The following is a 21,870-nucleotide window of genomic DNA, read 5'->3' as shown; positions in this document are numbered from 1 at the left end:
GACGAACGCCCGGAGCCATAGCGGAGGGCCGGCAGTGCCGAGCGAAGCGGATGGGAGGGGTCATCGCCGCAGTGCGCGGCATTACCTTTTTTCGAAGTCGAAGGTTCAAGGGGTCGCGCGCTGCCGCGATGACCCCACCCGCATCTTTCGCTGCGCTCGGATGCGTCCTCCCCTCAAGGGGGAGGTATTGCGCCCGCTCAATACGGCCAGTCACCCTTTCCAAGCGCGCGCACCGCATCCACGATCCGCGTAAAGCTCTCCCGCGCCCTGCCCACCGTGTGGCGGGCGCGCAGATAGCCATGCACCAGGCCCGGCTCGTTGAACCACCAGGCCTTGCCGCCATTGGCAAGCACCCGGTCGCGATAGTCGCGGCCGTCGTCCGACAGCGGATCGCATTCGGCGGAGATGATGACCGTGGGCGGCAGGCCGGAAAAATCGCTGTCGTTGAAGGCTGCGAAAGTGGCATCCTTCGACACGTCCTTACCGCCCGAGCGCATCTGCTTGTAATAGTCCATGTCGCGCACGGTCAGTAGCGGCGCCTCGGCATGGGTCACATAGGAGCCCTGTCCAAGCTTGCCGCCGAAGCCGGGATAGATCAGCACCTGCCCGATCGGCGCGCGGGCATGCCCACGCGTGGTGTGCGAAACGCCTGCGGCCAGATTGCCGCCGGCACTGTCGCCGCACAGAACAATCGGCTGCGTATAGGTCTTCGCCGCCCATTCGAAGGCGGCGCGGCAATCGTCATAGGCCGCCGGATGAATGTGCTCCGGCACCAGGCGGTAGTCGACCGACACCACCTCATAGCCGGTACGCTCGCAGATTTCGGCGCAGACGTCGTCGTGGCTGTCGAGCCCGCCGAGGATAAAACCGCCGCCGTGGAAATAGAGCACCACCGCCGCGTCGTTCGGCTCGGCGTTTCGATAGATGCGGACCGGGATTTTGTGGGTCGGCGTTTCGACGGCAGAGTCCGCCGCCGTCACGCTTTCCGGATAGCCGGCGTGGAACTCGCGGCACATCCGGTCATAGGTGCGCCGCTGCTCCTCCACGCTGTGGTCGACCGCATCCGGCGGGTAAAAGCTGTTGGTGCGGTCGATGAAGGCCCATGTCTCCGCATCGATCAGCTTGCTGTAGTCGGTCATCGGTCGTCCTCCTGCACTGCTATGCTATTTGCCCTTCCACACCGGGTCGCGCTTTTCGGCAAACGCTCGAAAGCCTTCCATGTTGTCTTCCGAGGCGTAGAGCTCGTCGACGGTACGGAACTTGCGCTTGGTGATCCAGTTCATGGCGTCCTGGAACTCCATCGCCTCGGCCTTGCGGGCCACTTCCTTGATCGAGGCGAAGACCAGCGGCGGGCCGCCGGCAAGCAGGCGGGCGATCTCCCAAACGCGGTCTTCCAGCTTGTCGGCCGGCAGCACCTCGTTGACGAGGCCCCAGCGATGCGCCTCGGCCGCATCCATCCAGCGGCCGGTCAGCAACAGGTCCATGGCGACATGGTAGGGAATGCGCTTGGGTAGCTTAATCGTCGCCGCATCGGCCAGCGTGCCGGCCTTGATTTCCGGCAGCGCGAAGGAGGAATGCTCGGAGGCGTAGATGAGGTCGCAGGACAGCGCCAGCTCGAAGCCGCCGCCCACCGCCATGCCGTTGACGCAGGCGATGACCGGCTTGTTCATGTCGCGCAGTTCCTGCAGGCCGCCAAAGCCGCCGACGCCATAGTCGCCGTCGACCGCATCGCCATTGGCGGCGGCCTTCAGGTCCCAGCCGGCGGAGAAGAACTTTTCGCCGGCCGTCTTGACGATGCAGACCCGCAGTTCCGGGTCGTCGCGGAAGGCCTGGAAGGTCAGGCCCATCTGGCGCGAGGTGGCGAGGTCGATCGCATTGGCCTTGGGCCTGTCGAGCGTGACTTCCAGAATGGCGCCTTCGCGCCGGGTCTTTACGACATCGGACATTTATTTGGAAACCTCCCTGGCAGCTCAGCCTTCGGCCGCAACCGCAACCTTCTTCTCGTGGGAAGCGGCCGCTGCCGCTTCGCCTTCGTTCGTCACCAGAAGCGCGTCGGCGATCCAGGCGCCCTTGCCCTCGCCGCAGACGATCAGCGGGTTCACGTCGAGTTCCTCGATCGTGCCCGCACGTTCCTGGACGAAGCGCGAAATGGCGAGGATCGCGTCCACCGCAGCCGACACGTCGGCCTTGGCGCGGCCGCGATAGCCGTCGAGCAGCGGGTAGAGTCGCAGGCTCTTCAGCGCCGCCTCGACCTCTTCGCGCGATGCCGGCAAAAGCAGCGTGGCGCTGTCCTTGAGCAGCTCGACCCAAACGCCGCCGGTGCCCACGGTCATGACCGGACCGAACAGCGCATCGCGCGTGACGCCGACGATCAGCTCGGCAACGCCGCCCTCCACCATGCGCTCGACATAAAGGCCAGTGCCGAGCGGCAGCAGAGCCTCGGCGGTCGCCTGCACGTCTTCGGTAGTCTTGAGGTTGAGTTTTACTGCGCCAAGCTCGCTCTTGTGGGCGACGCCCAAAGCCTTGAGCGCGACGGGGAAGCCGAGCATTTCGGCAGCCGCGACAGCCTCCGCCACGCTGGCTGGACGCGCACCCTGGGGCACTGCCAGACCGGCAGAACGGAGAAGCGCCTTGGCTTCGGCCTCGTCGGGAGCCACCTTACCCTCCCCCTTGTGGGGAGGGTCGGCGCGAAGCGCCGGGGTGGGGGTGGTGTCGCCGGCCTTACCCCCACCCGCGCCTTCGGCGCGACCTCCCCACAAGGGGGAGGTAGAGGGTCGGCTCCACGCCTCACCGATAAACGCCGCAGCCTCCGCCGCATCCATTGCTTCGACGATGCCCTGCAGGGGCACGATGCCGCGCTTGAACAGTTCGGCTGCATGGGCTTCGGTGACGTTTTCCAGCATCGAGGCGACGATGGCGCCGCGCGCCTTGTTGGTGCTCAGAGCCGACTCGAAGGCGCGCACCGTCGGCCACCAGTCCGCGTCCGAGCAGCGGTCATTGCGCGGGAAATCGAGCACCAGCATGTTGAGGTCGAACCCGCCCGACACCATCGCCGTAAACGTGTCGGTCATGGCCGGTTCGTTGTTCCAGATGAAGGTGTGGTAGTCGAGCGGATTGGCCACCGCCACGAAGGAACCGAGCGTCGACTTCACCCGCGACCAGTGCTCCTGGGTGAGCTTGGGGAAGCGCACCTTGCGGCCTTCCGCGCTGTCGGCCATCACCGAAGCCTCGCCGCCCGAGCAGCTCATCGAAGACAGCGTGTAGCCGGGAAGCGGCCCGAAGGCGTGCAGAAGCTTCAGCGTCTCGAGGAAGGACGGGATCGAGTTGACCCGCGCAATGCCGAGGCGCTTGAGGAAGGCGTCGGACGCTGCGTCCGATCCCGCCAGCGAGGCGGTGTGCGACACGGTGGCGGCACGCGCCTGTTCGGAGCGGCCGACCTTCATTGCGACGATCGGTTTCTTCAGCTCGCGCGCCCTTGCTGCCAGCCGCTCGAAGCCGTCGACCTTGTCGAAACCCTCGATGTGCAGGCCAAGACAGGAAACGCGCTCGTCCTCGATCAGGCCGAGCGCCATTTCGGAAAGGCCCGTCTGCGCCTGGTTGCCGGCCGTCATCAGGAAGGAGATGGGCAGGCCGCGCTGCTGCATGGTGATGTTGCAGGCGATGTTGGACGACTGGGTGATGATCGCCACCCCGCGCGTGCCCGGCTCCAGCCGCTGGCCGCCATGCTGGTCGGGCCACAGAAGGGCGCCGTCGGCATAGTTGATCAGGCCATAGCAGTTCGGCCCGATCACGGGCATAGAGCCCGCGGCCGCGACCAGCTCGGCCTGCAGCCGCTCGCCATCCTCGTCGTCGGCGCCGGCTTCGAGGAAGCCGGAGGCAAAGCAGATTGCCCCGCCCGCGCCGAGCGCAGCAAGCTCCCGCACGATGTCGATGGTGGCGAAGCGGTTGACGCCGATGAAGACGGCGTCGGGCGCGCCCGGCAGGTCGGCGACGGAGGCGTAGGCCTTCACGCCTTCCACCTCGTCGCGCTTGGGGTGCACCGGCCAGATGTCGCCGGCAAAGCCCATCTTCAGCGACTGCTTGACGACATTGGGCGCGAACGAGCCGCCCCCGATGACCGCAATCGATTTGGGGCGCAGGAGCCGTTCAAGACGCAGCATGGCTCAGCCTCCCACGGCGCGCAGCAGGGCGCGGCTGATGATGTGGCGCTGGATTTCCGACGTGCCTTCCCAGATGCGCTCGACGCGGGCGTCGCGCCAGATGCGCTCCAGCGGCAGGTCGTCCATCAGGCCCATGCCGCCATGGATCTGGATCGCCTCGTCGGCGATGAAGGCCAGAACCTCGGTAGCCTTGAGCTTGGCCATGGCCATGTCCTGGTCGGTCACGGTGCCCTGGTCATATTTCCAGCCGGCTTCGCGGGTGAGCAGCTCCGCCGCCTTCAGCTCCGTCGCCATGTCGGCGAGCTTGAAGGAAACGCCCTGGAACTTGCCGATCTGCTGGCCGAACTGCTCGCGCTGGGCGGCATATTCGATGGCATGGCCGAGCGCGCGCTCGGCACGTCCGAGACAGGTCGAGGCGACCTGCAGGCGGGTTGCGCCCAGCCAGCTATTGGCGACCTCAAAGCCCTTGTGGACCTCGCCCAGCACCTGGCTCTTGGGCAGGCGGCAGTTGTCGAATTCGAGGACAGAATTGGTGTAGCCGCGATGCGAGACGTTGCGATAGCCGTCACGCACGGTGAAGCCCGGCGTGCCCTTGTCGACGAAGAAGGCGGTGATCTTCTTGCGCTTGCCGCGCGGAGAATCCTCCTCGCCCGAAGCCATGAAGACGATGGCGAAATCGGCAATGTCGGCGTGGGAGATAAAATGCTTGGTGCCGTTAAGGACAAAATCGTCGCCGTCCTGCACCGCACTCGCTTTCATCCCGCGCAGGTCGGAGCCCGCGCCCGGCTCGGTCATGGCCAGGCAGTCCCACTTCTCGCCGCGGATGCACGGGTAGAGGTATTTTTCCTTTTGCTCGTCGGTGCCGGCGAGCAGGATGTTCGACGGACGCGCCACGCAGGTCCAGTGCAGCGCATAGTTGGCGCGGCCGAGTTCCTTTTCGTAGAGCAGCCAGGTCAGCGTATCGAGGCCCGCGCCACCGACTTCGGCTGGCATGTTGGCGGCATAGAGACCGGCCTCGATCGCCTTGGCCTTGATCTCGTCGATCAGCTCACGACGCAGGTGGCCGGTGCGCTCGACTTCCGCTTCATGCGGGTAGAGTTCGTTTTCGACAAAGGCCCGCGTCGTGTCGACGATCAGGCGCTGTTCTTCGGTAAGCCCGAAATCCATGATTAACCTCCCATGCAAGTGGCTCGGTACAGCCACCTTGAATTCGACCCCCACTCCGGTTTGCTTCGCAAACCACCTCTCCCCCGATCGACGGGGGAGAGGAAGGGCGTTTCAACCGTGTAAGCTGTGCAGCTCGACCCCCGAACAGCAATCGCGAGATGAAGGCGCGCCGCCGGTCTTTCCTCTCCCCCGTCGATCGGGGGAGAGGTGTCGCGCGCAGCGCGACGGAGTGGGGGTCGAAAACCTCAGCGACACGAACCTTACGCCGCGGCCCTCTTCTTCGCCGCCGCCTTCTTCACCGGCTTCTCGGCCTTTGCCCTGGCGGCAGCCTTCGAAACCGGCTTCTTGGCGGCCAGTTTTGCGAGGCGCTTGGTGTAGTCGTTGTGCAGTTCGCCAGCGCCCCACCCCTTGCCTTTGTTCTGCTTGCCCAGCGCTTCCATGATGGCGACGAGGTTGTCGTCGCGGATCTTTTCCAGCTCGCGGATCGACCACTTGTCGGACTGCTCGTCAGACTGGCCGGCGATGAGATCGACCAGCTCGTCGTTGAACTCCGGCACGTCCATCAGCTTCGTCCACGGCCAGGACAGGCACGGGCCGAACTGGGCCATGAAGTGGCGCATGCCCGCCTCGCCGCCGGCGATGCGATAGACCTGGAACATGCCCATCTGCGCCCAGCGCAAGCCGAAGGAGTAGCGCATGATGTCGTCGAGTTCCTCGACCGAGCAGATGCCGTCCTTGATCAGCCACAGCGCCTCGCGCCATGCTGCTTCCAGCAGGCGGTCGCCGACGAAGGCCTCGATTTCCTTGCGGATCACCACCGGCTTCATCCCGATTGAGGCGTAGAGTTCGCGCGCCTTGTCGATGAAGGCGGGCGTGGTCTTCTCGCCGCCGACGATTTCCACCAGCGGCAGCAGATAGACCGGGTTGAACGGATGGCCGACGACCAGACGTTCCGGATGCTTCAGCGCCGGCTGCATGTCGGTGGGCTTGATGCCGGAGGTGGACGAGCCGATCAGCGCGTCGGCCGGGGCATGCGCGTCGATCTCGGCCAGCACCTTGTGCTTGATGTCGAGCCGTTCCGGCACGCTTTCCTGGATGAAGTCGGCACCCGTCACCGCCTCGGCGATGGTCTTGGCGAAGGTCAGCTTGCCTTCCTTGGGCAGGCCGCCGGGCAGCATCTGCTTGTAGGCGCGGCGCGCGCCCTTCATCACCTCGTCGACCTTGCGCGAGGCCTCGGGATCGGGATCGTAGATCGCAACGTCGATGCCGTTCAGCAACAGACGCGCGACCCAGCCCGCGCCAATGACTCCGCCGCCGATGGCGGCTGCTTTCTTGATACTGCTCATGCGGATGCTCCGGCTCTTTGGCTGGCTATTTCGGGATTGACGAGCGCGACGCGCTCGCCGACGCGGATGACCGCGGGATCGTAGGCCTGGCGGGAGAACACCTTCTCCACCATGGGCCGGAAGAAATCGAGCGGCAGGGTGTCAAAGTCGGGGTCGAAGCTCGACTGGTCCCACCGCTCGCAGAACCGGTCGCAGTCGTCGTAATAGGGATGCCCGGCAAACCTGTCGCGCGCATGGCGATTGCCGCCGACGTGATGCGCGTAATAGAGGCGCTGGAAATCCCCGTGCTTCTCGACCACCCAGTGGCATTGCTCGCGAACGAACGGCCGCAGGATCGCGGCCGCATATTCGTCGTGGTTGTAAGGCGCATAGATGTCGCCGATGTCGTGCAGGAGGGCGCAGACGACCCAGTCGTCGTCGGCGCCATCGCGCCAGGCACGGGTGGCCGCCTGAACCGAGTGGCCAAGCCGCGTCACCTTGTAGCCCGACAGGCTCTCGTCGAGCTTCACCAGCGCGTCGAGAAGGCGCCCGCCGGTCTTGGCGGCGAACTCGATCTCGTGCTCGGTGAGGAAGGCGTAGTCCTCGCGGTCGCCATCCTTCATCGCCGTGAACTTGACCGTTTCCATGGCGTCTCCTCCCTTCTCCGCCTGGAACCTTTGCCGGTTTATGCCGGCAAAGGCGCGCGCTTGGTGAGGTTCAGCTTCTGGCGCACTTCCTCCGGCCCGATCACACGGGCGCCCATGCGCTCGATGATGCCGACAGCGCGGTCGACCAGCTGCGCATTGGTGGCCAGCACGCCCTTGTCGAGCCACAGATTGTCCTCGAGGCCGACGCGGACATTGCCGCCGGCAATCACTGCGGCCGCTGCATAGGCCATCTGGTTGCGGCCGAGCGAGAAGGCCGACCAGTTCCAGTCCGACGGCACGTTATTGACCATGGCCATGAAGGTGTTGAGGTCGTCCGGGGCGCCCCACGGCACGCCCATGCACAGCTGCACCAGCGCGTCGGGCTTCAACACGCCTTCCGAAACCAGCTGCTTGGCGAACCACAGGTGGCCCGTGTCAAACGCTTCGATCTCGGGCTTGACGCCCAGCTCGGTCATCATGCCGCCCATGGCGCGCAGCATGCCGGGCGTGTTGGTCATGACATAGTCGGCTTCGTTGAAGTTCATCGTGCCGCAGTCGAGCGTGCAGATCTCGGGCAGGCACTGGCGCACATGCTCCATGCGGTTCGAGGCGCCGCCCATGTCGGTGCCCTGCTCCTTGAGCGGCAGCGGGGACTCGACCGGACCGAACACCATGTCGCCGCCCATGCCGGCAGTCAGGTTCAGCACCACGTCGACATTGGCGTCGCGAATACGCTCGGTCACCTCGCGGTAGAGGTGCACGTCGCGGCGCGGCTTGCCCGTCTCGGGGTCGCGGACGTGGCAGTGGACGATGGCCGCACCGGCCTTGGCCGCCTCGATGGCCGATTCGGCGATCTGCTTGGGCGAGCGTGGCACATGCGGGCTACGGTCCTGCGTTCCGCCCGAGCCGGTCACGGCACAGGTGATGAAGACCTCGCGATTCATGGAAAGCGGCATTAATTCCTCCAGTCGATCGGCGCGTCTGCCATCCGGTTGCACAAGCCCCGGATATCGCGCCGTTCCTCCATCGCGATCATTGCCTCCCTTGCGCGGCACTGCTTTGCACTTTACGAACTCGCATTGATGAAAAGCGAAAAGCCCTCAATCTTTCTTCCCGACCGTTCGCCGCTCAAGGTGACGATGCTGGTTTTCTCCGGCTGCTCCATCATGTGCGTAGCGTCCGCCGTCGATCCGCTGCGCGCGGCCAACCGCGTTTCTGGCGAGACGCTGTTCGACTGGAAGCTGCTTTCGGTCGACGGCGAGCCGCCGGTCACCACATCCGGCCTGCCGGTGGCGGTCAGTGGAAAATTCGATCCGGCGGAAAAGACCGACATGCTGGGCATCATCGGCGGCTTCGGCACCAAGAACCAGGGCACCCCTGCCCTGCTCGCCGGCCTGCGCCGCGTAGCCCGCTCGGCGCGCGCGGTGGGCGGCATCGAGGCCGGCACCTGGCTCGTCGGCCGCGCCGGACTGCTGGAAGGCCGCAGCGCCACCACGCACTGGGAAGACATGGAGGATTTCACCGCCGCCTTCCCGGGCGTCGACGTGCGGCCCGACCGCTACATCATCGACGGGCCGATCTTCACGAGCGGAGGCGCCTCGCCCACCTTCGACCTGATGCTGCATCTCATCCGCTCCCGCCTCGGCATGGCGGTGGCGCTCGATGTCGCCAGCGTCTTCATCTACGACCAGGCACGCGCGGCGACCGATGCGCAGCCGCTGGTTTCGCTCGGCCGGCTCGACGGCTACGACCCGCGGCTGGCGCAGGCGATCCGCCTGATGGAAGCGCATATCGACCAGCCGCTCACCATCTCGGCCATCGCCCGACGCACCGGCGTGACCAGCCGCGCGCTGGAGAAGATCTTCGGCAAGTCGATCGGCGAGCCGCCCGGCGCCTATTATCTGCGCCTGCGGCTCAGCGCGGCACGGCGGCTGGTGGTGGACACGGCCGTGCCCATGGCCGACATCGCCGCACGCACCGGCTTCTCCAGCGCCGCCGGTTTTTCGCGGGCATTTTCGAACGCGTTCAACATATCGCCGACGCAGCTTCGGCGACGGTAGCCAACAGGAGTTCCGCTACCAGTCTTAGCTGACCTCCCTTCCGTCGTCCTCGGGCCCCGAGCGCAGCGACAGCGTAGCGACGGGTTCCGGGGACCCATGCCTCGGATTCTCATCCGGCAGTCCGGTCATGGAATGGCAAAGCCCTGGCTTAAAGACGTCTCGGATCAAATGACCGTCGAGGCCTGGATCCCCGCGATCCTGACCTTCTCGCCTCTCGCTGCGCTCGGGGCTCGACGGTCAGGCCGCGAGGATGACGGGGCAACTGAACTGCCTGGCCAATGTTAGCTGCAACGCGCCAGTATCCACTCGGCCGCCGCCGTTATGTCGGCCACGACCGCCGTCGGCGCAGGCTCGACCTGCCTTTCGTCGCCGACGCGGTATTTGCCCGTTCGCACCAGCAGCGCCGTGGCGAGCCCGGCGCGCAAGGCACCGGCGACATCGCCTTCCGCATCGTCGCCCACCATCACCGCATCTTCCGGCAGGCATTCCATGCTCGCCAGCGCCGAGAGAAAAAAGCCCGTCGACGGCTTGCCGAGCACGGTCGCCGGCCGCCCGCAGGCGAATTCGAGCGCGCGGACGAAGGGGCCGGCATCGAGGCTGAGCTTGCCGTCGTCGTCCTTGAAGACGCGGTTGTCGGCCAGAGCTAGAAACTCGGCCCCGTCGTTGAGGGCGCGAAAGGCCGCATTGAGGCTCGCATAGTCGAAGGCGTTTGCCGCATCGCCGATAACGACAGCAAGCCGCTCGCCGGCCGGCATGTCACGAAAGTCCGGCTCCAGATCGGGGTGGATCAGTAGATGCGCCGAGCAGCCATGCGCCGCGAGCCAGCCGCGCGCGGCTTGCGCGGGCGTGAACAGTTCGGCGGCATCCACCTCGATGCCGAGCCTGTGCAGCCGCTCCAGCACCATCTGCTTGGTCGAGCGGGTCGTGTTGCTGACGAAGCGCAGAGGCAGCCCGGCCTCGCGTAATCGACGGACGGCGTCGGCAGCCCCTTCTATCGGGCTGTCGCCGTCATAGAGCACCCCGGCAAGATCCAGCAGCACGCCGCGTAGCATCGCCGAAGCATGGCGAATGGGCGGCCTTGCGTCAAACCGGACGCAAGTCGAATGCGGGCGGCCACCGCCGCCCGGCATCAGACGTAGCGGTTGACGACATTCTCCAAAAATTCCTGGCGGCCAGATTTCGGCCGCGGCTCGATCTCGTTCTTCACCACGCGCTCGGCGATGTCCTCCAGCGTCAGCTTACCGGAGAGCATCGCGCTCGCCTCGGGCGACTTCCAGCCGGCATAACGCGCCTCCAGCGGGTCCGACAGAGCCCTGTCCTCGATCATCCTGGCCGCTGCCTTCAGCCCGCGTGCGCAGCAATCCATGCCGCCGATATGGGCAATCAGCAGGTCTTCCGGATCGAGCGACTGCCGGCGCAGCTTGGCGTCGAAATTGGTGCCGCCGGTCTTGAAGCCGCCGCCCAGGAGGATCTGGTAATAAGCCAGCGCCATCTCCGGCACGTTGTTGGGGAACTGGTCGGTGTCCCAGCCCGACTGGTAGTCATTGCGGTTCATGTCGATGGAGCCGAAGATGCCGAGCGCATTGGCGAGCGCCAGTTCGTGCTCGAAGGAATGGCCGGCGAGAATGGCGTGGCCCTGCTCGATATTGACCTTCACCTCGTTCTCAAGGCCGTAGCGCTTGAGGAAGCCGTATACCGTGCCGACGTCGAAGTCGTACTGGTGCTTGGTCGGCTCCTGCGGCTTCGGCTCGATCAGGATCGTGCCCTTGAAACCGATCCTGTGCTTGTAGTCGACCACCAGCGACAGGAAGCGGCCCATCTGGTCGAGCTCGCGGCCCATGTCGGTGTTGAGCAGCGTCTCATAGCCCTCGCGCCCGCCCCACAGCACATAGTTCTCGCCGTTCAGCCGCTTGGTGACGTCGATGCACCTCTTCACCGTCGCGGCGGCATAGGCGAACACGTCCGGATCGGGATTGGTGGCCGCGCCGGCCATGTAGCGGCGGTTGGAGAACAGGTTCGCTGTGCCCCACAGCAGCTTGACGCCGGTCTTGCTCATCTTGCCGGCAAAATAGTCGCCGATCTCGTCGAGACGGGCCGCGCTTTCGGCAAAATTGTCCGCCTCGGGGCGCACATCGGCGTCGTGGAAGCAGAAATAGGGAACGCCGAGCAGCGAGAACATCTCGAACGCCACATCGGCTTTCTGCCTGGCGAAATCCATCGTGTCGCCGAACCACGGCCGCTCAAAAGTCTGGCCGCCGAACGGGTCGCCGCCGGGCCAGGTGAAGGAGTGCCAGTAGGCGACAGCAAAGCGCAGATGGTCCTCCATGCGCTTGCCCAGCACGATCTCGTCGGGATTGTAGAAGCGATAGGCCAGCGGATTGGCGCTGTCGGGACCTTCATATCTGACGGGCTTGATGTCGCCGAAAAAGCCAGTGCTCACGATGAAACTCCTCTGATTGCCGGATAGAGTGCGCGATAGCGCCGATAGGCGGCGGCGTAGGCCTCGCCCAGCGCCGCATCTGGTTCGATGGTTTCGGCCGTCGCCGGCGCGGCGCAAATTTCTGCGGGGTCGGCGCCCTCGGCTGCAATCAGCCCGAGCCGCGCCGCACCGAAGGCCGCGCCGAAATCCCCGTCGGCCGGCAGGTCGACCGGCACCCCGAGCGCCGTGGCGATTGCCTTCAGCCAGTAGCGCGAGCGCGAGCCGCCCCCGATCGCGGTGACCCGCGTGAGCCTGGTGCCGGCCGTCTGTAGCGCCTCGAGGCTGTCGCGGAAGGCAAAGGCCACGCCTTCGAGCACGGCCTGCGTGAGGGCCGCGCGGCCCGACTGACGGTCGAGGCCGGCAAAGACCCCTCGAATGCCGGCATCGTTATGAGGCGTGCGTTCGCCCGAGAGATAAGGCAGGAACGAAACTTCCGACGGCGCCCTCAGCCGCTCGCCCAGTTCGCCGGTCAGCTCGGCGGCACTCCGCCCGGTTATATCCGCCAGCCAGTTCAGCGAATCCGTCGCCGACAGGATCACGCCCATCTGGTGCCAGGTGCACGGCAGCGCGTGGCAGAAGGTGTGCACCGCACTTTCCGGGTTGGGGAGATAAGAGCCGTTTGCGGCAAACAGCACGCCCGACGTGCCGAGCGAGACGAAGGCGTGACCGGCCCGGACCGTGCCCATGCCGCAGGCCGAGGCCGCGTTGTCGCCCGCGCCGCCGGCGACAACCACGCTCGCCCCCATGCCCCAGTCGGCCGCAAGCTCCGGGCGCAGCATGCCCGAGACCTGGGTGCCTTCGACCAGACGCGGCATGTGACGCTCGTCGAGCCGGGTCGCAGCCAGCAGCTCCGGCGACCAGCGCCGCGCCGCGACGTCGAGCCACGACGTGCCGGCCGCATCCGACATTTCCGAAACATGCTCGCCGGTGAGCCACAGGCGCAGGAAATCCTTTGGCAACAGGACCTTCGCGACCCTGCCGAAAAGTTCCGGTTCGTTGTTTTTGACCCAGGCGAGTTTTGGCGCCGTGAAACCGGGAAACACAATGTTGCCGGTGATCTCGCGGAACCGTGGATCGGCGTCGAGCCCGGCCGCCTCGACATGGCTTCGCGTATCGTTCCACAGGATGCACGGCCGAAGAACCTTGTCGCCCGTGTCCAGCAGCGTCGCGCCGTGCATCTGGCCGGAGAGGCCGATGCCCCTGACGGCGGCCAGTTCGCGCGGGTGGGTGGCTTTCAGCGCGCCGACGGCTCCCTCCGTAGCGCGGATCCAGTCGGCCGGCGCCTGCTCGGACCAGCCATGATGCGGGCGCGTGACTTCGAGCGCGCCGGTGGCCGAGGCGATGATCGCCTGCGCCTGGTCGATCAGCAGCGCCTTGACGCCGGAGGTGCCGAGATCGATTCCGAGATACATGCTCCCCCTCCCGCCGGCCTGGCGCAGCACTCCGCGCCTCAGGCAACCGCATTACCGGCGCCCGCAGCGAAACGGCGCCGGATTTTCCTCCTCCCCAGTTTCATAACAAATATGGCGGCGCGGGAAAGGTATTTTTTCGAGGCTCGTAAAAAATCTCTTCGGCAGACAGCCGATCCCCCGCAGTCAACCGCCCGACCTGACCGCGACCGTAGCGACGCCGGCGCCCACCAGCAGCGTGCCGCCAGTCTTGTTGAAGATGCCGATGGCGCGCGGATTGCGCACCAGCTCGCGCGCCCGCGCCGCCACCAGCGCGTAGCCGAAGGCATTGGCGAAGGCGAGCGCCAGGAAGGTGGCCTCGAAGATCACCATCTGGGTCAGGAAGTCGGCGTGGCGGTCGAGGAACTGCGGAAGGAAGGCGACGAAGAAGGTGATGCTCTTGGGGTTGAGCGCGGTAACCAGCCAGGCATGCGCCATCATCTTCGCGGCCGAGGCGGCGTCCGTGCGCGGTTCGGCATTCAACGCGCCGCCGGCGCGAAACAGCTTTATGCCGAGATAGACGAGATAGGCCGCGCCGATCCATTTGAAGATGGTGAACACCGTGGCCGAAGCGGCCAGCAGCGCGCCGATGCCCAGCATCGACAGTGTCATCGCGGTGAAGTCGCCGAGCGCGACGCCAACCGCCATGGGCAGGGCCGTGCGCCAGCCCTGCCCCAGCGCATAGGACACCACCAGCAGAATGGTGGGTCCGGGAATGATCAGGAGGACGGCCGATGCCGCCGCGAAGGCTGCCCAGGTTTCAAACGGCATGGGTATCTCCTTTGCTCGAAGGAAAGGATAAATCCCTGCCAGCGCGGAGAAGTAAAGGGCAAAGTATCATGCGCCGACATGGCGTGTTTTGCTTTGCCGCTCATGAGGAGAGCTCCAGACTGGCGGCGCAATCGCGGCCTGCGCCCTCGTGCGCGTCGGCTGCCTGAGTCATGCACCCGGCAAAGAAACGCGTCGGTTCAGTAGTGAATGACCTGCTCATGATTCCCTCTCGTTCAGGCGCCACGGGTAGGAAGCAGGCTGGCCGAGATTGTGACGCAAGCGAGGTCTTGCTGCGTCGCCACAGCAGATGGATCCGCGTTTCGTGGCCACTGCCCGGCAACCGGCTCGGGCAAAGCCATGCCGGCCAAGGAGCTAGCGGGGGTTCACGCTTTGTCAACCATGATTGCTGAAAATGCGAACGGCTGCGATCGCGGGTTTCGCGATCGCCCGAGCATCTCATGTTCAATCGTGGAATCGTGCCCGTGTCGCATATGTCCGCCTCGACCAATTGTCTCGACTGCCAGCCGCAACAACCCGCAACGGTTTCGCGCCGGGCGGCGCTGATCGGCCTCGGTTCCGCCCTGCTCGGCGCCGGTTGCTCCCGAACCGTCGATCTCACAGCCATCCAGGTGGATGATTTTTCCACCGGCTCCGTCCGGCCGCGCATCAGCGTCGACAAGCAGGTGACGAGCCCGGAGCTGATGTATGCCTCCTTCACCGACGGCGGCAACACGCTGCCGGAAGTTCCCTTCGAGAAGATCAACCAGAAATTCCGCCGCCAGATCGTGGTCGACCCGACCGGCGAACGCCCCGGCACCATCGTCGTGCATCTGCAGGAACGGCTTCTCTATCTCGTCCAGCCCGGAGGCGATGCCATCCGCTACGGCGTGGGCATCGGCAAGGAAGGCTTCGTCTGGTCCGGCCGCGCCAACATCCAGTACAAGAAGGAATGGCCGACCTGGACGCCGCCGGCCGAGATGATCGGCAGAAGGCCGGAGCTGGAAAAATTCCGCGGCGGCCAGCCCGGCGGCCTGACAAACCCGCTCGGCGCCCGCGCGCTCTATATCTTCAAGGATGGGCGCGACACGCTGTTCCGCGTCCACGGCTCGCCGGAATGGTGGTCCATCGGCACGGCGGTCTCGTCGGGATGCGTGCGCATGATCAACCAGGACGTCATCGACCTCTACAACCGCGTGCCGCCCGGAACGCCCATCGTCGTCGTTTAGCTGTCAGACTCTCCTCCCGCGGGAAAGCATCGGTCGAGAGCCGGCCGGAGCGGTCGTCTTGCCCGGTCTGCGAAGGCGCGCACGCTCCAGCTTGGCCAGGCTGGCGTTCAATCGATGTAAGCGTTGGCACGATTGCAGAGTTTACCTGCCGCCATATTGCGCAAGGCCCGCCGCCACGCGACAATGCCGGGGGCAACAGGCAGAGGAACTTCCGATATGGCCGAGACATTCGTGATCGCGCAGGGTGGCGGGCCAACGGCCGTGATCAACCAGACCATGGCCGGGGCGGTTCTGGAAATCCGCAAGCGCCATCGAGGCGCACGCGTGCTCGGCGCGCGCCATGGCGTGCGCGGCATCCGCGACGGCGACTTTGTCGAGCTCTCCGCCCTGCCGGAAGAGCAGCTTCTTCAGATTGCCGCGACGCCGAGCGCAGCACTCGGCAGCACGCGCGACAAGCCGGACGAAGCCTATTGCGAGCTTATCCTGAAGGGGCTGCAGAAGGAGAAGGCGGACGCCTTCATCTACATTGGCGGCAACGACACCGCCGGCACGCAACAAATTCTCGCCGACGCCTCGGGCGGATCGATCGCCTTCGTGCATGCGCCCAAGACCATCGACAACGACCTGGTCGAGAACGACCACACGCCGGGCTTCATCTCCGCGGCCGAATTCGTCGCCGGCGCGTTCCTGAGCGTGGACCTGGATTTCCGCGCCCTGCCCGGCGTCTATGTCGGCATCGTCATGGGCCGGCATGCCGGCTTCCTGACCGCAGCAGCCGCCGCATGGCGCTATGACGAGCACAGCGGGCCGCATCTGGTCTACGTGCCGGAACGCGCCTTTTCCATGCCGCGCTTCATCGACGACGTGCGCGCGACCCTTGCTCGCCACAATCGCTGCGTCGTCGCCGTCTCGGAGGGCGTGACGACCGAGGATGGCAGGGCACTGGTGGAAAGCCTGGTGCCGCCCGAGCGGCTGGAGCGCGATGACCACGGCAATGTGAAGCTTTCCGGCAGCGATCTCAGCATGGCCATCGAGCGTGGGCTGCAGGAGGCGCTGCCCGGCAAGCGGGCGCGCGTGGACAATCTCGGCTACATGCCGCGCGGCTATATCGGCGCGATCAATGCCACCGACGCCGCCGAGGCATTTCAGGCAGGCGCTTTCGCGGTGGAGACGGCCGCGCAGGGCGGCGGTTCCGTGGCCCTTCAGTTCGATGGCCAAAAGACGGTGATCAGCCGAGTGCCGCTCACCGCCGTGGCCGGCAAGACCCGCCACATGCCGGAAGATTTCCTGAAGCCCGACGCCAACGAAATTTCCGAGGCTGGGATGGCATATCTGCACCGCCTGGTGCCGCCCAAATTCCAGATCGGCAAGTCCTTCGTCTGATCCGGAACGGTCCGAAAGCGGCGGGGCCCGAGCGGCGGCGCCGCCGCCCGTGCGGGAAGTTTCGTGCTACTTGGCCTTGTGGGCGGCAAGCCACTCGTTGAGCTGCTTGATCTCGGCTTCCTGGGCCTTGATGATGTCCTCAGAAAGCTTGCGGATTTCGGGGTCCTTTCCGTATTCGAGCTGAACCCTGGCCATGTCGATGGCGGCTTGGTGATGCGGGATCATGCCGAGTGCGAAGTCGACATCCGGATCGCCGGTATATTCGATCTTGCCCATGGTCTCGTGCATCCTGTCCATGGCCTCGGTGTAGCCCTCGGCCGCTGGCGCGGACGCACCCTCCGACGTGGCCATGCCGCTCATGTCATGGCCACCGTGGGTCTCCTGCGCCAGCGCAACGCCGGCCACGCCTAAACCGAGGAACAGCGCGGCCGAAAAGGCTGCAAGCTTGCGATGAACACTCATGAAATCTTCCTTTTCAATGCTTGGAGGGAGAAACCTCGTCATTTGCGCGGGCGGCGCCGCCGCAGGCGGCCTCCGGACTGCCGGCGAGTTCGTCGAGGATCGGGCATTCCGGCCGCGCATCGCCGTGGCAGTTGTGCACGAGATGGCGCAGCGTCTCGCGCAGGCTTTCCAGCTCGGCGATCTTGCGGTCGATCTCGCCAAGCTTCACCTCCGCGAGCGCCTTCACGTCAGCGCTTTCGCGATGGGTGTCGCCATAGAGCGACAGGAGCTGGCGGCACTCATCCACCGAAAACCCCAGGCTGCGCGAGCGCTGCAGGAACTTCAACCGATGGACATCGCTCATCGAATAGTCGCGATAGCCGTTTTCGGCGCGTCCGGGCTTCAGCAGGCCAATATCCTCGTAGTAGCGGATCGTCTTGGCCGGCAGGCCGGAACGTTCCGATGCGTCACCGATATTCATGGTTGCGTCTCCTTCAGAGCTTCAGCGTGCGCAGGCGCAGCGCATTGGCGATCACCGACACCGACGACAGGCTCATGGCAGCCGCCGCCAGCATGGGCGACAGCAGCACGCCGAAGACGGGGTAGAGAACGCCGGCCGCAATCGGCACGCCGAGCGTGTTGTAGACAAAGGCGAAGAACAGGTTCTGCTTGATGTTGCGGATGGTGGCCTGCGCCAGCGTGCGGGCCCGCACGATACCGGTGAGGTCTCCCTTCACCAGCGTGATGCCGGCGCTTTCCATGGCCACGTCCGCGCCGGTGCCCATGGCGATGCCGACATCGGCGGCGGCGAGCGCCAGCGCGTCGTTGACGCCGTCGCCGGCCATGGCGACGACCGAGCCCTTGGCGCGCAGTTCGTCGATCAGTGCCTTCTTGCCTTCGGGCAGCACGTCGGCGCGCACCTCGTCGATGCCGAGCCGCGCCGCCACGGCCTTTGCCGTGCGCTCATTGTCGCCTGTCGCCATGATGATCTTCAGGCCCTTCTCGTGCAGCGCGCGGATCGCTTCGGCGGTGGTCGACTTGATGGGATCAGCGACGGCGACGATGCCCGCGAGCTTGCCGTCGACGCCGACGAACATCGCGGTGCGGCCATCGGCGCGCAGCGCATCGGCCTTGGCGGCGAGCCCATCGCCGTCAACGCCCGCCTCGTCCATCATGGCGCGGTTGCCAAGTGCTACCTTCCTGCCCGCCACGGCACCGGCAACGCCCTTGCCGGTCACGGCATGGAAGTCCGCGACATCGACCAGCGCCGCACCGCGCACCTTTGCCCCCTCCACGATCGCCTCTGCCAGCGGGTGCTCCGAGGCCTTTTCGAGGCTCGCCGCAAGCATCAGAAGCTCGGCTTGGTCAAAGCCGTTGGCTGTGACGACATCGGTCAGCACCGGCCGGCCCTCGGTCAGCGTGCCGGTCTTGTCGACGATCAGCGTGTCGACATGGGCGAAACGCTCCAGCGCCTCGGCGTCCTTGATCAGCACGCCAGCCTGCGCGCCACGTCCGGTCGCGGTCATGATCGACATCGGCGTGGCAAGCCCCAACGCGCAGGGGCAGGCGATGATGAGCACCGACACGGCCGAGACGATGGCGAAGATCATCGCCGGCTCCGGCCCGAAAATCGCCCAGGCGACAAAGGAGGCGATGGCGGACAGCACCACCGCCGGCACGAAATAATAGGCGACGCGATCGGCAAGCCCCTGGATCGGCGCGCGGCTGCGCTGCGCCTTGGCGACCAGCGCCACGATCTGCGACAGCATGGTGTCGGCACCGACCTTCTCGGCGTGCATGACCAGCGAGCCGTTCTTGTTGATGGTGCCGCCGGTGACCGGGTCGCCCTGCGTCTTCTCCACCGGCAGGGACTCGCCCGTGATCATGGATTCGTCCACCGACGAGCGGCCCTCGACCACGACGCCATCGACCGGCACGCTTTCGCCCGGCCGGATGCGCAGCCGGTCGCCCACCTGGACCTCGTCCAGCGGCACGTCGACCTCCGAGCCATCGGTGCCGATCCGCCGCGCCGTCTTCGGCGCAAGGTCGAGCAGCGCGCGGATTGCCGAGCCGGTGCGCTCGCGCGCCTTCAGTTCCAGCACCTGGCCGAGAAACACCAGCGCGACGATAACGGCCGCCGCCTCGAAATAGACCGGCACCGCACCGCCATGGCCGCGGAACGAATGCGGGAAGGCATCCGGAAACAGCGTGGCGACGACGCTGTAGAGATAGGCCGCGCCGACGCCGATCGCGATCAGCGTCCACATGTTGGGGCTGCGGTTGACGATGGATTCCCAGCCACGATGGAAGAACGGCCAGGCTGCCCACAGCACCACCGGCGTGGCCAGCACCAGCTCGATCCAGACGGCAAGCCGCTCGCCGAACCAGTCGCGCACCGGCAGGCCGACCATCGGGCCCATGGCAAGGACCAGAAGCGGGATCGACAGCGCCGCGCTGACCCAGAAGCGGCGGGTGAAATCGATGAGCTCGGGGTTCGGCCCCTCTTCGCCGGTGGGCACGCCCATCGGCTCCAGCGCCATGCCGCATTTCGGGCAGGAGCCGGGCTTGTCGCGGATGATCTCGGGATGCATGGGGCAGGTGTATTGCGTGCCGGCCGGCATCGGCTCCGGCGCCGGACGGTCGCCAAGATATTTTTCGGGTGCGGCCTCGAACTTGGTCTTGCAGCCGACCGAGCAGAAATAGAAGGCCTCCCCCTCATGACGCGAAAAGTGCTTTGCGCTCGCGCGGTCCACCTTCATGCCGCAGACCGGGTCGGTCGCTTCCAGATAGTTCTCCGGCGCCTTGGTGAACTTGTCGCGGCAGGACGCGCAGCAGAAATGGTAGACGTGTCCCATGTACTGGGCCGTCGGCTTGCCGGCGGCCGGATCGACGGTCATCCCGCAGACAGGGTCGCGAACGACTCCCGCGGAGGGCGCATCGCCGCCTCCGTGCGCCTGGCAGCAGCTTGCGTGTTGATGATGTTTCATCGCTCCAAATCCATGTCCGGCTTCATATAGGATCGGAAGCTAGGGCTTCCAGTAACTGGAAGGTCAAGGGCGTGGGCGAATTTTTCTGAAGTTGACAAGAAGGGCAACTTAGCCCTTCCAAGGAATCGGGTGCCAAATCACCCCGTGAAGTGCGGTCGGCAGGCGGCAAGCGCCGCCCTTCGTCCGGTCCGCTCAATCATTGAAGCAGCGCACGATCTTCTCACGCAGCTTTGGCGGATTGTGCGCTGGGAAAGGAGCCGCGATGAAACGCGTCGAGCTGCTTGCTCGCCTGAAGTCCGTGCAGAGCCACGACCTGGTCAGAGGCAAGGACATAACCACCTTGACCCCGTTCATGGACAACAAGGCACTTGAGCAGCACATAGCGCACTTCGAGAAGATCATCGAAGAGCAAGGGAAAAAGGCGAGCTAAGGCCTCTCCCGCAAATTCCCGGTGGCATGAGATGCTTTCGGGGCGTCGGCCCGAGGCCAACGCCCAAGCCGTGGCTTGGCCTAGGTAACGGCCGTGCGCACGGCGAAGCGCTTGTCCTGCCAGGCGCCGGTCGCGAGGATGTCGCGCAGCACCTCCACGGCGTTCCATACGTCGCGATAGCCGACATAGAGCGGCGTGAAGCCGAAGCGCATCACGTTCGGCGCGCGGAAGTCGCCGATGACGTCCCGCTCGATCAGCGCCTGCATGATCTCGTATGAATTCTCGTGCGAGAACGAGACCTGACTGCCGCGCCGCGCGCCCTCGCGCGGACATTCCAGCTCGACGCCGAATTCGCCGCACCGGGCCTCGACGAGCTGGATGAACAGCTCGGTCAGCTCGATGCTCTTCTTGCGCAGCAGCGTCATGTCGACGTCGTCCCACACGTCGAGCGCGCCCTTCAGCGCCCTCAGCGACAGGATCGGCTGCGTGCCGCACAGGAAGCGACGGATGCCGGGGCTTGCCTCATAGCCCTGCGTGAAGGCGAACGGCCGGGCGTGGCCCCACCAGCCCGACAGCGGCTGCTGGATCTGGTCATGATGACGCCTGGCCGCAAAGATGAAGGCCGGGGCGCCCGGGCCGCCATTGAGATATTTGTAGGTGCAGCCCACGGCCATGTCGGCATTGGCGCCGTTGAGATCGACCGGCAGCGCACCCGCCGTATGGCAGAGGTCCCACACCACCAGCGCGCCGACGGCATGCGCCCTGGCGGTCAATGCCGCCATGTCGCGCAGCTCGCCCGACTTGTAGTTGACGTGGTTGACCAGAACCACGGCCACGCTCTCGTCGATCAGGTCCTCGATGTTTTCGGCGTCGACGCCTTCGAGACGGATGGTCACGCCCGGCCGGGTCGCCGCCACGCCCTCGGCCATGTAGAGGTCGGTCGGAAAACTGTCACCCTCGGCCACGATCACCGAACGGCCGGGCCGCATCGACAACGCCGCATGCAGCGCCTTGTAGATGTTGGTCGAGGTGGTGTCGCAGACCACGGTTTCGCCGGCTTCCGCGCCGATCAGCCGGCCCACCTTGTCGCCCAGTTCGACGGTGAGGTCGAACCAGCCCGCCTTGTTCCAGCTGCGGATCAGGCCCTCGGCCCATTCTTCCTTGGCCGCCTTGTCCAGCTCGACGAAGACGTTCCTGGAAGCTGCACCAAGCGAGTTTCCGTCGAGATAGATCACGCCATCCGGTAGCACGAAGCGGTCGCGCATATGGCGCAGTGGATCGGCGGCGTCGCGGGCTTCGATCGACGCCAGGTCGGGAATTGCAGTCATGACTTCGACTATCCTCGT

19 protein-coding genes are annotated in these 21,870 nt (G+C 65.7%); 4 read left to right on the top strand and 15 right to left on the bottom strand.

Annotated elements, in window-relative coordinates; genetic code table 11:
• Nucleotides 1-197: 197 nt before the first annotated feature.
• The 7 genes from AC3A4H_RS21625 to bcoG all read right to left on the bottom strand — a co-directional run bounded on the left by AC3A4H_RS21625 (nt 198) and on the right by bcoG (nt 8,255).
• The gene (locus tag AC3A4H_RS21625) at nt 198-1,139 is read right to left on the bottom strand and encodes an alpha/beta hydrolase (RefSeq protein ID WP_487768557.1); all 942 of its coding nucleotides are present in this window, start codon (nt 1,137-1,139) and stop codon (nt 198-200) included.
• A gap of 24 nt (nt 1,140-1,163) precedes the next feature.
• Entirely contained in the window at nt 1,164-1,946 is a 783-nt protein-coding gene (locus tag AC3A4H_RS21620; RefSeq protein WP_487768556.1) for a carnitinyl-CoA dehydratase, read from the bottom strand.
• 24 nt (nt 1,947-1,970) lie between these two features.
• Nucleotides 1,971-4,160, bottom strand: coding sequence for an acetate--CoA ligase family protein (locus AC3A4H_RS21615; RefSeq protein ID WP_487768555.1), 2,190 nt, complete (start codon nt 4,158-4,160; stop codon nt 1,971-1,973).
• A gap of 3 nt (nt 4,161-4,163) precedes the next feature.
• A complete protein-coding gene (locus AC3A4H_RS21610) occupies nt 4,164-5,327 on the bottom strand; it encodes an acyl-CoA dehydrogenase family protein (protein ID WP_487768554.1) in 1,164 nt (387 codons plus the stop codon).
• 260 nt (nt 5,328-5,587) lie between these two features.
• Nucleotides 5,588-6,673 carry a carnitine 3-dehydrogenase gene (locus AC3A4H_RS21605; RefSeq protein WP_487768553.1) on the bottom strand — a complete coding sequence of 362 codons (1,086 nt, stop codon included), beginning with the start codon at nt 6,671-6,673 and terminating at the stop codon, nt 5,588-5,590.
• Nucleotides 6,670-7,299: an HD domain-containing protein gene (locus tag AC3A4H_RS21600; RefSeq protein ID WP_487768552.1), complete on the bottom strand. Its 630-nt coding sequence runs from the start codon at nt 7,297-7,299 to the stop codon at nt 6,670-6,672. The genes AC3A4H_RS21605 and AC3A4H_RS21600 overlap by 4 nt, the downstream gene beginning before the upstream one ends.
• A gap of 38 nt (nt 7,300-7,337) precedes the next feature.
• Nucleotides 7,338-8,255 (bottom strand): 3-dehydrocarnitine:acetyl-CoA trimethylamine transferase BcoG, encoded by a 918-nt coding sequence (bcoG, locus tag AC3A4H_RS21595; RefSeq protein WP_487768551.1) that lies wholly within the window; start codon nt 8,253-8,255, stop codon nt 7,338-7,340.
• A 123-nt stretch (nt 8,256-8,378) separates the two neighbouring features.
• Between bcoG and AC3A4H_RS21590 the strand changes: the two genes are divergently transcribed.
• On the top strand, nt 8,379-9,359 hold the full coding sequence (locus AC3A4H_RS21590; RefSeq protein WP_487768550.1) for a GlxA family transcriptional regulator: 981 nt from the start codon (nt 8,379-8,381) through the stop codon (nt 9,357-9,359).
• Between the two features lie 281 nt (nt 9,360-9,640).
• Here AC3A4H_RS21590 and AC3A4H_RS21585 read toward each other — a convergent pair whose 3' ends face one another.
• The 4 genes from AC3A4H_RS21585 to AC3A4H_RS21570 form a co-directional block, all read right to left on the bottom strand.
• The gene (locus tag AC3A4H_RS21585) at nt 9,641-10,411 is read right to left on the bottom strand and encodes a TIGR01458 family HAD-type hydrolase (protein ID WP_487768549.1); all 771 of its coding nucleotides are present in this window, start codon (nt 10,409-10,411) and stop codon (nt 9,641-9,643) included.
• 77 nt (nt 10,412-10,488) lie between these two features.
• On the bottom strand, nt 10,489-11,799 hold the full coding sequence (gene xylA, locus AC3A4H_RS21580) for a xylose isomerase (RefSeq protein WP_487768548.1): 1,311 nt from the start codon (nt 11,797-11,799) through the stop codon (nt 10,489-10,491).
• A complete protein-coding gene (gene xylB, locus AC3A4H_RS21575) occupies nt 11,796-13,250 on the bottom strand; it encodes a xylulokinase (protein WP_487768547.1) in 1,455 nt (484 codons plus the stop codon). Before xylB ends, xylA begins: the two co-directional genes overlap by 4 nt.
• 183 nt (nt 13,251-13,433) lie before the next feature.
• Complete coding sequence (locus tag AC3A4H_RS21570; RefSeq protein ID WP_487768546.1) at nt 13,434-14,057, bottom strand: LysE family translocator; 624 nt, start codon at nt 14,055-14,057, stop codon at nt 13,434-13,436.
• A 491-nt stretch (nt 14,058-14,548) separates the two neighbouring features.
• On the opposite strand from AC3A4H_RS21570, the gene AC3A4H_RS21565 reads away from it, so the two are divergent.
• The gene (locus tag AC3A4H_RS21565) at nt 14,549-15,283 is read left to right on the top strand and encodes a L,D-transpeptidase (RefSeq protein WP_487768627.1); all 735 of its coding nucleotides are present in this window, start codon (nt 14,549-14,551) and stop codon (nt 15,281-15,283) included.
• Nucleotides 15,284-15,499: 216 nt separating this feature from the next.
• Complete coding sequence (locus tag AC3A4H_RS21560; RefSeq protein ID WP_487768545.1) at nt 15,500-16,666, top strand: diphosphate--fructose-6-phosphate 1-phosphotransferase; 1,167 nt, start codon at nt 15,500-15,502, stop codon at nt 16,664-16,666.
• 66 nt (nt 16,667-16,732) lie between these two features.
• On the opposite strand, the gene copM is transcribed toward AC3A4H_RS21560, so the two are convergent.
• The 3 genes from copM to AC3A4H_RS21545 are packed head-to-tail and all read right to left on the bottom strand — an operon-like array spanning nt 16,733 to nt 20,094.
• Nucleotides 16,733-17,128: a CopM family metallochaperone gene (gene copM, locus AC3A4H_RS21555; protein WP_487768544.1), complete on the bottom strand. Its 396-nt coding sequence runs from the start codon at nt 17,126-17,128 to the stop codon at nt 16,733-16,735.
• A 13-nt stretch (nt 17,129-17,141) separates the two neighbouring features.
• Nucleotides 17,142-17,588 (bottom strand): Cu(I)-responsive transcriptional regulator, encoded by a 447-nt coding sequence (gene cueR, locus AC3A4H_RS21550; RefSeq protein ID WP_487768543.1) that lies wholly within the window; start codon nt 17,586-17,588, stop codon nt 17,142-17,144.
• A 13-nt stretch (nt 17,589-17,601) separates the two neighbouring features.
• Entirely contained in the window at nt 17,602-20,094 is a 2,493-nt protein-coding gene (locus tag AC3A4H_RS21545) for a heavy metal translocating P-type ATPase (RefSeq protein ID WP_487768542.1), read from the bottom strand.
• A gap of 262 nt (nt 20,095-20,356) precedes the next feature.
• Here AC3A4H_RS21545 and AC3A4H_RS21540 point away from each other — a divergent pair, with 262 nt between their 5' ends.
• The gene (locus tag AC3A4H_RS21540; protein ID WP_487768541.1) at nt 20,357-20,524 is read left to right on the top strand and encodes a hypothetical protein; all 168 of its coding nucleotides are present in this window, start codon (nt 20,357-20,359) and stop codon (nt 20,522-20,524) included.
• 80 nt (nt 20,525-20,604) lie between these two features.
• Here the strand turns inward: AC3A4H_RS21540 and kynU are convergent, their stop codons facing one another.
• Complete coding sequence (kynU, locus tag AC3A4H_RS21535; RefSeq protein WP_487768540.1) at nt 20,605-21,852, bottom strand: kynureninase; 1,248 nt, start codon at nt 21,850-21,852, stop codon at nt 20,605-20,607.
• Between the last annotated feature and the right edge of the window lie 18 nt (nt 21,853-21,870).

The sequence above is a fragment of the Pseudaminobacter sp. Soil_N_29 genome, from assembly GCF_057656055.1.
The sequence above is the reverse complement of the archived record's forward strand: the minus strand, read 5'-3'. Positions and strand labels throughout refer to the sequence as shown.

Excerpts from the sequence above, each read along its gene's own strand:
- AC3A4H_RS21620 (WP_487768556.1), bottom strand. The coding sequence starts at position 1,946 with ATGTCCGATGTCGTAAAGACCCGGCGCGAAGGCGCCATTCTGGAAGTC.
- AC3A4H_RS21615 (WP_487768555.1), bottom strand. The coding sequence starts at position 4,160 with ATGCTGCGTCTTGAACGGCTCCTGCGCCCCAAATCGATTGCGGTCATC.
- AC3A4H_RS21600 (WP_487768552.1), bottom strand. The coding sequence starts at position 7,299 with ATGGAAACGGTCAAGTTCACGGCGATGAAGGATGGCGACCGCGAGGAC.
- cueR (WP_487768543.1), bottom strand. The coding sequence starts at position 17,588 with ATGAATATCGGTGACGCATCGGAACGTTCCGGCCTGCCGGCCAAGACG.
- AC3A4H_RS21540 (WP_487768541.1), top strand. The coding sequence starts at position 20,357 with ATGAAACGCGTCGAGCTGCTTGCTCGCCTGAAGTCCGTGCAGAGCCAC.
- AC3A4H_RS21610 (WP_487768554.1), bottom strand. The coding sequence starts at position 5,327 with ATGGATTTCGGGCTTACCGAAGAACAGCGCCTGATCGTCGACACGACG.
- AC3A4H_RS21605 (WP_487768553.1), bottom strand. The coding sequence starts at position 6,673 with ATGAGCAGTATCAAGAAAGCAGCCGCCATCGGCGGCGGAGTCATTGGC.
- AC3A4H_RS21570 (WP_487768546.1), bottom strand. The coding sequence starts at position 14,057 with ATGCCGTTTGAAACCTGGGCAGCCTTCGCGGCGGCATCGGCCGTCCTC.
- AC3A4H_RS21545 (WP_487768542.1), bottom strand. The coding sequence starts at position 20,094 with ATGAAACATCATCAACACGCAAGCTGCTGCCAGGCGCACGGAGGCGGC.
- kynU (WP_487768540.1), bottom strand. The coding sequence starts at position 21,852 with ATGACTGCAATTCCCGACCTGGCGTCGATCGAAGCCCGCGACGCCGCC.
- AC3A4H_RS21565 (WP_487768627.1), top strand. The coding sequence starts at position 14,549 with ATGTCCGCCTCGACCAATTGTCTCGACTGCCAGCCGCAACAACCCGCA.
- xylB (WP_487768547.1), bottom strand. The coding sequence starts at position 13,250 with ATGTATCTCGGAATCGATCTCGGCACCTCCGGCGTCAAGGCGCTGCTG.
- AC3A4H_RS21585 (WP_487768549.1), bottom strand. The coding sequence starts at position 10,411 with ATGCTACGCGGCGTGCTGCTGGATCTTGCCGGGGTGCTCTATGACGGC.
- copM (WP_487768544.1), bottom strand. The coding sequence starts at position 17,128 with ATGAGTGTTCATCGCAAGCTTGCAGCCTTTTCGGCCGCGCTGTTCCTC.
- bcoG (WP_487768551.1), bottom strand. The coding sequence starts at position 8,255 with ATGCCGCTTTCCATGAATCGCGAGGTCTTCATCACCTGTGCCGTGACC.
- AC3A4H_RS21625 (WP_487768557.1), bottom strand. The coding sequence starts at position 1,139 with ATGACCGACTACAGCAAGCTGATCGATGCGGAGACATGGGCCTTCATC.
- AC3A4H_RS21560 (WP_487768545.1), top strand. The coding sequence starts at position 15,500 with ATGGCCGAGACATTCGTGATCGCGCAGGGTGGCGGGCCAACGGCCGTG.